Source organism: Bacteroidota bacterium (assembly GCA_018698135.1).
Classification (GTDB): domain Bacteria; phylum Bacteroidota; class Bacteroidia; order CAILMK01; family JAAYUY01; genus JABINZ01.
Genome location: JABINZ010000086.1, coordinates 1 through 9,627, shown reverse-complemented (window position 1 = coordinate 9,627; position 9,627 = coordinate 1). Strand labels below are relative to the sequence as shown.

The 9,627-nt window shown below is 35.3% G+C and carries 9 protein-coding genes; 8 read left to right on the top strand and 1 reads right to left on the bottom strand.

The window, feature by feature from the left end; translation table 11 throughout:
• Positions 1-1,212 (bottom strand): hypothetical protein (locus tag HOG71_05485; GenBank protein ID MBT5990287.1); only part of this gene is annotated, 1,212 nt, incomplete at its 3' end.
• A gap of 378 nt (positions 1,213-1,590) precedes the next feature.
• Between HOG71_05485 and HOG71_05480 the strand changes: the two genes are divergently transcribed.
• The 8 genes from HOG71_05480 to HOG71_05445 all read left to right on the top strand — a co-directional run.
• On the top strand, positions 1,591-2,181 hold the full coding sequence (locus HOG71_05480) for a sigma-70 family RNA polymerase sigma factor (GenBank protein ID MBT5990286.1): 591 nt from the start codon (positions 1,591-1,593) through the stop codon (positions 2,179-2,181).
• Positions 2,178-3,587 (top strand): PKD domain-containing protein, encoded by a 1,410-nt coding sequence (locus HOG71_05475; protein ID MBT5990285.1) that lies wholly within the window; start codon positions 2,178-2,180, stop codon positions 3,585-3,587. Before HOG71_05480 ends, HOG71_05475 begins: the two co-directional genes overlap by 4 nt.
• 208 nt (positions 3,588-3,795) lie before the next feature.
• Entirely contained in the window at positions 3,796-4,995 is a 1,200-nt protein-coding gene (locus HOG71_05470) for a glycine C-acetyltransferase (GenBank protein ID MBT5990284.1), read from the top strand.
• Between the two features lie 28 nt (positions 4,996-5,023).
• Complete coding sequence (acsA, locus tag HOG71_05465; GenBank protein MBT5990283.1) at positions 5,024-6,724, top strand: acetate--CoA ligase; 1,701 nt, start codon at positions 5,024-5,026, stop codon at positions 6,722-6,724.
• Between the two features lie 61 nt (positions 6,725-6,785).
• Positions 6,786-7,034 carry a hypothetical protein gene (locus HOG71_05460; GenBank protein ID MBT5990282.1) on the top strand — a complete coding sequence of 83 codons (249 nt, stop codon included), beginning with the start codon at positions 6,786-6,788 and terminating at the stop codon, positions 7,032-7,034.
• A 97-nt stretch (positions 7,035-7,131) separates the two neighbouring features.
• Positions 7,132-8,379, top strand: a complete 1,248-nt coding sequence (locus HOG71_05455; GenBank protein MBT5990281.1) for a glycine C-acetyltransferase — start codon at positions 7,132-7,134, stop codon at positions 8,377-8,379.
• A gap of 57 nt (positions 8,380-8,436) precedes the next feature.
• Positions 8,437-9,027, top strand: coding sequence for an RdgB/HAM1 family non-canonical purine NTP pyrophosphatase (gene rdgB / locus HOG71_05450; protein MBT5990280.1), 591 nt, complete (start codon positions 8,437-8,439; stop codon positions 9,025-9,027).
• A 31-nt stretch (positions 9,028-9,058) separates the two neighbouring features.
• The coding region (locus tag HOG71_05445) for a hypothetical protein (GenBank protein MBT5990279.1) at positions 9,059-9,627 on the top strand (569 nt) is incomplete at its 3' end.

Below are 9,627 nucleotides of genomic sequence, written 5' to 3'. Positions count from 1 at the left end.
CTTCGGCAAGGGTTTTACCAATATCTGGTACGCTCGTGTTGAACTTCCATTCACAGGACAGGCATCATCTTTTACAGTGACCGTAAACACATAGGGAATCGAACTTGCATGTTGCTCACCCGGTGTCCACGACATGGTTCCGGTCGGATGCTTGACCTGTTTATTATTATCACTCCAACTGGCTCCCGGAATGGCTCCATTCCAGCTGACCAGTAAGGTATCTTTTGTATCATAATCGTTTGTGGCTATACTGAAGTTGACTGTATTCGTAGCACAAATTTCTTTATAAAAGGGACCACTAAGATAGGGTGCATTATTGTTTGGACATGAGATAACGATAATCTGCAAATCCCTTCGGATTTGGCCAATTAAAGTCATAGTTCCATTTATATTACGCCACTCTTCAACCTTTAAAGCCATCACCGTTTGTTCTATCTTCATTGGGCGGAAAGAAATATCTCCTGTAGTAGGATCTAAATGAAAACCACGTGGAAATGGCAGATTGACATTGGGAAAACCCCAGAAATAAATTGATTTATTAACAGCATAGGGGCTGGAATAAGTTAATGCTGACCCATTATAACCCATAGGAATGGTCCAGCTATAGGATAATGAGTCCAGTAAACCACCAGAAGTATTTAAGTCCATATCAAGACCTCCATGGTTGAAAACAAAGTTCTGACCTACACAAATAATAGCAACAGGAGGATTGGTGAAAGTAGGAGAATTATCACATGGAGTAACACAACGGTTCAGTATTGCATCGCAATAAAAAGAATTATTTTGCATTCCTGTTGTAATGGTCAGGTTTCTACAACAACTTTGAAAATACAATACTACCTCACAGCAGCTACCAGCATTACTTAATACAATTAATCCATTGTAAACATATTTTTCAATTCCATAGGGAAAACTACAGCTACTGTTTGAGCAACGCGTACATGTTGAACCACAAGTGGGGGTAATATCCAAACCACTTGGTTTTGAAATGGTTAAACTTGTAATGCTTGCACCGGTGGACTTACACTTGGCACCAATTGTACATGGATGCATCGGAATTCCATTGCAATCTCTGTAAATAGTCATGGAAACGATGAAACTATCCTGACCAATACAAGTCCATGTCATATCAGATCCCATAAAATGATCAGCAAACGATGACATTGGAAAATGAGATAAGAACACCACCAGCATTAAAAAACCAGATTTCAAGAAATTTCGTTTAAGTATGCTAATATATTGCCTGAAATTATTCATTAATAATAATCCAATTCAAGTTTAGAAAACTCATCATCCTTTTTTCAATTGTTAAATTTAATTGAACAGAGAATATTCATTAGTCATTTTTCTTGTTGAAAGGTAACCAATATTTTGATAAATATTCTAAATTTTGGTTGCCTTTTAAATATTTGGTTTTTTTCATCAAGAATAAAAGAAAATAAATTGAATATCTGACTCAGATACAAATCACTGCTTTTCTATAAGTTAAGACCCAAATAAACCAATGATAAAACTTAATGGTTAAAAAAAAGTTGAATTTGTAGTTACCTTTGAGTCACAAATTATACTAATCCATGAAATTAGGGATAAATGTTTGATGAGGAATATCTGGATAAACAGATTGTATTGGATTTAGAAGCAGTAGACGAAGACCTTAACAACAAGGCTTTCAAGTATTTATACAAACATGTATATCCATTAGTCTATTCTTTTATAAGACAAAGAAGTGGCTCAAAGCGAGAAGCTGATGATACTTTTCAAGAAGCCATGATTGTTTTGTTTGAGAATATTAAAAGTAAAAAGTTTAGAGGGGAAGCACGGGTAAATACATATTTGTATTCTACAGTGCGGAACATATGGTATTCGAAACTTAAAAAGATGAAGCGCGTGGTTCATATAGATGACATGTCAATGACCGAAGATGTTGATGTTAAGACTCAACCCGACAGCAGCGAGAAGCTTGCTTTGATAATGGGTGTTCTTGATCAACTCGGGGATTCGTGCAAATCGATATTAAAAAAATATTACTTTGAACATTGTTCAATGAATGATATAAAGGATAAAATGGGATTTAGAAGTGAGGAATCAGCAAAAACACAAAAATACAAGTGTATGCAAAAGCTTATTTCACATATAAATGCCAATCCAGCATTAAAAGATGCATTAAAAGAGTGTTTATGATTTCAATTCAAGATATAGAAAAAATTGAGCAATACCTGGAAGGAAAACTTTCGGGTACAGAGCTTACAGAATTTAAGCAATTACTTAGTAGTAATCCAGAACTAGCCGAAATGGCTGATAGTTTCAAATTTGCTATTGAAGGAGTTAATGTTTATAACAGAAATCAGCTTAAAGCTAAACTTGGTCAAATTCAAAAAGAGGTAGCCCCCATTATTTCCACCCGAAATTCAAGCTTAAAATATTATATCGGTGGAGCCACATTGGCTATTTTGGCTGGACTATTTTTCCTTTTTAATCCTTTTGCAAAAACAGAAAATCAAGATGAATCTGTTCAAAATGCAATTTTAGAAGAATCCATAAATGATCAGTCCACAGTTCAAATAACAGATAAAACTTCAACTCAATTTGAAACTGATCAAAATAAGGCTGAAAAAGAAATTGTAAACAAGAATACAAAACAAGATATAGAATCTGAAATAGAGATAGCTGAAACGACACCAGTAGAACAAGCTGTTGTACAAAATCCAGTTTCTGATAAGCAAAATTCCTTTGCAGAACCAGATAATAAAGCATCTAATGATAATCGAAGATCTGATGAAATTCCTGAGGCACAATTTGTTGCCAATAAAAGCAACGGATGTGCACCAATTTCTGTAAAGTTCACAGATCAAAGTACTATTCAAAGTGGAGTTATTAATAAATGGATTTGGGATTTTGGTGATGGAACTTCATCTATTGAGCAAAACCCAATTCATATTTACAAATCGGGTGGAAGTTATACTGTAAGCTTAACAGTTTGGAGTCAAAATGGAAATTCGAATAAAATATCCAAAGATAAATTGGCAAACGTTTATGTTTCACCACATGTTGACTTTAAAACAGATCCTGAAATTGTGCAGGCTCACATGCCTGATGTAAAGTTCATCAATAACTCTACGCATGTTACAAAAGGAACCAAATATAAATGGGACTTTGGTGATCAGTTTGGTAGTTCAATTAAAAAAGACCCTGAATATAGTTATATGGATACAGGTAGTTACATCATTAGTTTAACGGCTACAACAGAAAATGGTTGTATTGACAAAGCATTTAGAGGAATTGTTGTGGTTCCAGAAGTATCCTGTTATTGTCCATCTGCATTTAGTCCAAATGGAACCGGCCCCACTGCAAATAATACATATCGGGTATCAGCAAAAGGATTTACTGAGTTTTATATCATCATTTACAGTCGCTATGGTGAAGTTGTTTATGAATCAAAAAATTACAGGACACATGGATGGGACGGGAATTATAATGGTTCTAGTCCTCAAAATCAGGAAGCAGAAGTGTTTATATCAAAAATCAGATTGATTGGATTTGATGGAAAAGAGTACAATTTCAAAGAAAGCATTACGTTAATAAGATGATTTAATCTACTTTTTCATAATGAGAAAAGGGGTAATTCTTTGGGTTATCCCTTTTTTTTATCTCTCTTTTTTTGTCCTATTTTTGATCCAATAACATATTTATAAACTTAAAGTTTAAATTTTTGTTTAATTGCATTCAATGTTTAATTTTGACTGCCTTAAATAATAGGGGCAAATATCATTATTGAACCAATAAAGGAGGAAGGAAATGTACGGCCGTATTAAAGACGATCTTATTAAAGAACTTGAAAATATCAGAAAAGAAGGCCTTTATAAAAATGAACGCGTTCTGACAACCTCACAAGGAGTAGAAATCAAAACGCAAAGAGGGTTGAATGTATTGAATTTCTGTGCCAATAATTATTTGGGTTTGTGCAACGATCCTCGTGTAATGGCTGCAGCCAATATTTCCTTTTTTAAATGGGGATTTGGCATGGCCTCTGTCCGATTTATTTGTGGAACACAGCAAATTCATAAAGAGCTTGAATCGAAACTTAGTGAGTTTTTAGGTACTGAAGATACCATACTTTACTCATCAGCTTTTGATGCAAATGGTGGGATTTTTGAGCCCCTGCTAGGCGAAGATTGTGCTATAATTTCAGATGCTTTAAACCATGCTTCCATTATTGATGGTGTGCGTTTAAGCAAAGCAAAACGATTCCGTTATGCCAACAACAACATGAAGGAATTAGAGCAGTGCTTAAAAGATTCTCAGGATTCTAAATACAAACTAATTGTAACTGATGGTGTTTTCTCTATGGATGGTATCATTGCACAAGTTGACAAGATTTGTGATTTAGCAGATAAATATGACGCTTTGGTTATGGTTGATGACTCTCATGCAACAGGATTTGTAGGAGAACATGGCCGTGGAAGTCATGAAGCCTGTAACGCAATTGGCAGAGTTGATATCATTTCAACTACATTCGGAAAAGCACTTGGAGGAGCCTCAGGAGGTTGTATTTCTGGCAGAAAAGAAATTGTTGAACTTTTAAGACAACGATCTCGCCCGTATTTGTTTTCCAACTCATTAGCACCAGGAATTACTGGAGCAACAATCGAAGTATTACGTATTTTATCCGAATCGACTGAGCTAAGAGATAAACTAGAGCAAAATACACGCTTTTTCAGAAGAGGAATGCATGATGCTGGATTCAAAATTGAGGATGGAACTCATCCCATTGTACCAATCATGTTAGGTCATTTACCTAACGATGCCCAACTTGCACAAGATTTTGCTAATGCACTTCTAGAAGAAGGAATATATGTTATTGGATTTTCGTTTCCTGTGGTTCCAAAAGGTCAAGCACGAATCAGAGTGCAAATTAGTGCAGCACATTCACTGGAAAACATTGGCTTTGCTATAGAAAAATTCATCAAAGTAGGTAAACAACTTAACGCAATATAATTTTATCAATTAATAACTAAATTAAAATATGTCTAACATTGGATCTTACGAAGAAAGAATAAAAAACTTCGATTGGAAAATATCAGAAGAGGAATTGGGCTACAAAGAGGGAGATACTATTAATATAGGCTGGTATTGTTCTGATAGAATTTGTGAAATGGGTAAAGCTGACAAACTCGCTCTTATATGGGAAGGCCATGGCGATATTGAAAAACGCTATACTTTTAATGATGTCAGAATCAGAAGTAATGTCATTGGTCAGTTTTTAAGAGATCAAGGTATTAAAGATGGTGACCGGGTTTGCCTTTTCATGGATAAAATTCCTGAACTGTATATTGGTTTGTTAGGTGTTTTAAAAATTGGAGCTATTGCTCAACCCTTATTCTCCGCATTTGGCGATGAGTCTTTACATGTACGTTTAGACAATTCCGAGGCAGATGCCATCATTACACAAAAAAAGCATGTTTCTAAAGTCAGAAAGATTTTAGAAAAAATGCCTTATATGAAAACAATTATTGTGGTGGACGATGATGGAAGAAAGCCATTAAGAGAAAAAGAAGTTGCCATGCATATGGATGAAGCTGCTCCTGTCGAAAATCTTGATATTTTCCCAACAAAAGCTGAATCAGCTTCTATCCTTCATTATACTTCAGGTACAACCGGACAACCAAAAGGGGTAAAACATGTTCATTATTCATTAATCTCACAGTATTTGACATCCAAGTGGGTGCTCGACTTACAAGAAAATGATATTTATTGGTGTACAGCCGATCCGGGTTGGGTAACAGGCACATCTTATGGAATTATCGGTCCATGGAGTAATGGCGTTACACAATGTGTATTGGATGTTGGATTTGGTGCAGATAACTGGTATAAATTTATTCAGAAGAACAAAATTACCATGTGGTACTCTGCTCCTACTGCTATTCGTTCATTGATGAAAGCTGGTGATGATGTGATCAAAGCATATGATCTTTCTTCATTACGTCATTTGGCCAGTGTGGGTGAACCTTTAAATGCTGAAGCTGTTATCTGGGGTGAAAAAGTTTATGGACTTCCTTTTTACGATACTTACTGGCAAACAGAAACTGGATCAATGATGTTGACGAATTTCCCTGGCATGAAAGTAAAGCCCGGTTCCATGGGCAAACCCTTCCCAGGTATTACAGCAGCCATACTTGATGATAATTACAATCCTATTACTGAACCTAACAAAGCCGGTCTTATTGGTTTCAAACCCGGTTGGCCTGCCATGATGAGAACTTACTGGAGAAACGAAGAAACCTATCAGAAAAAATTCATTAATGGATGGTATATCCCTGGTGATAAATCAACAATTGATGCAGATGGTTATTACTGGTTTGTTGGTCGCGATGATGATGTAATCAATACTGGAGGACACCTTGTAAGTCCTTTTGAAGTTGAATCTGCACTTTTAGAGCACGAATCAGTAGCAGAATCTGCTGTTATTGCAAAACCCGATGCTGTAAACATGGAAGTGGTGAAAGCATTTGTCACATTAAATCCAGGTTTTGATCCTTCAGATGAGCAAGAACTCAAAATCATGAACTTCATCAGAAAGAAATTATCTCCTTTAGCCATGCCTCAGGAAATCGAATATCTCGAGAAATTACCTAAAACAAGAAGCGGTAAAATTATGAGAAGAATGCTGAGAGCAAAAGAATGGGGAGAAGAAATTGGTGACACATCAACACTTGATGATGAATAAAATAATTTACTTATTTTTATCCCTTGATTCAGAACATTAAAATAAACTAAAATACAATAGCATGGAAGATTACAGAGAAGTTATTCTAGAATATGTAGTAGAAGAATACTTAGAAGAAGATGACGATGAAATCACCTACGAAACTCCACTTATTTCAGGTGGAATTGTCGATTCATTTTCAATGGTATCTCTTAAGAGATTCTTAGAAGTTAAATATAAAATCAGTATTCCAGATGATAAAGCAACACCAGAAGCTTTTGACGATGTGAATAAAATTGCTGCACTCGTAACTGAGTTTATTGGCAAATAATTAATACCATAAAAAAGGCAGTGTATTGGATTTATCCTTTTGCTGCCTTTTATTTTACCTAATACATCTTTGTTAATTAATAAACAGAAGTAATACAATGGCTTATAGTGAAAAAACAAGGTCTTCATACACCGAAACCTTAGATGGCATGAAAGAAGCTGGCTTATTCAAGCAGGAAAGATTCATCCATTCAACACAAGGTGCAGATATTGAAGTAGAATTCCCTGTTGGAGCAGGATTGAAAAAAGTAATTAATATGTGTGCAAACAATTATTTGGGATTATCAAGTCATCCCGATGTTGTAAAAGCTGCACACGAAGGTTTGGATAGCCGCGGTTATGGCATGTCTTCCGTACGATTTATTTGTGGAACACAAGATATTCATAAAGAATTAGAAGCCAGAGTAACTGAATTTTTAGGTACTGAAGACACCATTCTTTTCCCATCCTGTATGGATGCAAATGCTGGTGTTTTTGAAGCAATTCTTAGTGAAGCCGATGTGATGATTTCTGATCGTTTAGTTCATGCTTCCATTATTGATGGAATCCGTTTAGCTCATGCTATTCATGATACTTTCAAGCATTCAAATATGAACCACTTGGAGAATAAATTAATTCTCCATGCTGATAAAAGGAATAAAGTAGTTATTACGGACGGTGTTTTCTCTATGGATGGAGATACAGCCAAACTCGATGAAATGGTAGCCTTATGTGATAAGTATGATGCCATGTTATTTGTTGATGAATCACATTCATCAGGTTTTATTGGTAAAACTGGTCGCGGAACTCATGAACATTGTGGCGTAATGGGTAAAATAGATATCATCACAACAACTTTTGGGAAAGCCCTTGGTGGAGCATCCGGTGGATGTGTATCGGGTCGTAAAGAATTAGTGGAAATGTGTCGTCAGAAAGCACGTCCTTACTTATTCTCAAATACCATTGCTCCTGTTGTTGTAGCTGGTGTTTTAAATGTTTTAGAAACGTTAACAAAAAGTACAGAAAGAAGAGATAAATTGGAAACAAATACCGCATTCTGGAGAAAAGGTCTGGAAGAAGCAGGTTTTGTTTTAAAAGATGGAGATACACCTATTGTTCCCGTTATGCTTTTCAATGCAAAACTGGCTCAGGATTTTTCAATGGATCTTTATAATGAAGGCATTTATGCTATTGGCTTCTTCTTCCCAGTTGTACCTGCAGCTCAGGCACGTATCAGAACACAAATTTCTGCCGGACATGAAATGCATCATTTAGAAAAAGCACTTGCAGCTTTCATTAAAGTTGGAAAGAAATATGATATTTTGGGTAAAACAAAACAAGAAATCATTGAGAAGTACGGAATGTAATTATTCTTAAAACACAAATGTCATCCTGTTTTCGAATGGGATGGCATTTTTTATTTTATAACTATGCAATTTATCCTCGCCACACACAACCTCAATAAAATTACAGAAATCAAAAAAGCTTTTGATGATGCTGAAATTGACATATTATCTCTGCACGATTTCCCAGATTTACCCGATGTTATTGAAGATGGAGCAACTATTGAAGAAAATTCATTAAAAAAAGCAAAAGAAATTTTCGAACATACGAGAATTACTGCTATTGCTGATGACACAGGTTTAGAAGTTGATTATCTGGATGGGGCTCCCGGAGTGTATGCTGCACGCTTTGCTGGAGAAAATTGTACCTATGAAGATAACAACATAAAAATGTTGAAATCCCTTAAAGGTGTTGCAGTAGATAATAGAGGAGCTAAGTTCCGTTGTATTGTAAGCATGTATGGACAAGACATCCTTGAAGTAACCCAAGGTATTTTAGAAGGTGAAATCATTGAAGAGTTAACAGGAAATAATGGCTTTGGCTACGATCCCATCTTCAAACCAAAAGGCTTTGAGATCACATTGGCAGAACTAAGTTTAGATGACAAAAACAAAATTAGCCATAGAGGGCAAGCAGTGAGTAAAATGGTAGAGATAATAAAAAGTCTTTAGTGCAGTTCTATAATAGAATAATAAATATAGGATGAACATCAAGCTAATTATCTCAATATTAACGCTAAGCATTATTATTTTCGGATTTTCATCTGATAAACAATTAAGTATAAAGGGGCAGAAAATTCAAATTGATTGGTCTGATAGTATTCCAGGCGACTTTTCTTTTACTAAAAAATGGAGTTATTTATTAGGAGTTGAAATGAAATCAGATGGCAGGGCAGGTTGGGCTGATGGCAGTTTTGCTCCAGAAAGGTGCTATTCAATGCTTGACAGTAATAGAATTGTTCTCAACGATTCTGCCGAGATATTTTATCAATTACTAGACACAACTCATCAATTTCATACGATCCAATGCGAAGCCTGGTGTTATGAATGGCTTGGAACAAATTTTATAACAGTAAATAAATCAAATACTGATACATTCGAATGTTTTACGCACCTGAATATGGCAACCCATAGTAGTTTACACTTAATAATTATTAAGAATATTTGTTATCCGACTATTGAATTAAGAAGCATAACAGAAAGAGAAATAATAACCTATCAATGCAATGGCGGTCAAATTCAGATTGATCGAAACTTGTGGAATGAAGGAAT